The organism is Vibrio sp. HI00D65 (assembly GCF_001635455.1).
GTDB lineage: Bacteria > Pseudomonadota > Gammaproteobacteria > Enterobacterales > Vibrionaceae > Vibrio.
Genome location: NZ_LWEH01000409.1, coordinates 1 through 348 on the forward strand (window position 1 = coordinate 1; position 348 = coordinate 348).

1 pseudogene is annotated in these 348 nt (G+C 42.0%); it reads left to right on the forward strand.

The window, feature by feature from the left end:
- Nucleotides 1-316, forward strand: a pseudogene (locus A3712_RS21600) (glutathione transferase); the annotation flags it as partial.
- Nucleotides 317-348: the final 32 nt, after the last annotated feature.

Here is a 348-nt window from a genome sequence, read left to right on the forward strand (position 1 = left end):
GTTGCGGCTCATACTAAATGGGACAAAGGAGCATATCTTTCTGCGGGCGACCTCTGGCTTTGTCTTGCTCTGGATGAACCTTGCCCGAAAAATGACTATACACACAGCTTTTGATATTGCACCAGAAGAATTTGAAGCCTTTACAGAACGTATTATTTCATCAGGCGCGACAGTTTTCAAAGAGAACAAAAGCGAAGGGAACTCACTCTATATTTTAGACCCTGATGGTCATAAACTGGAGATACACTCAGGCTCACTTACAAGTAGGTTAGAGGCACTTAAAGCGAAACCATACAGCGGACTCATTTGGCTTTAAGCACGATAAGCGTTTCAATACTCTTTAATTTA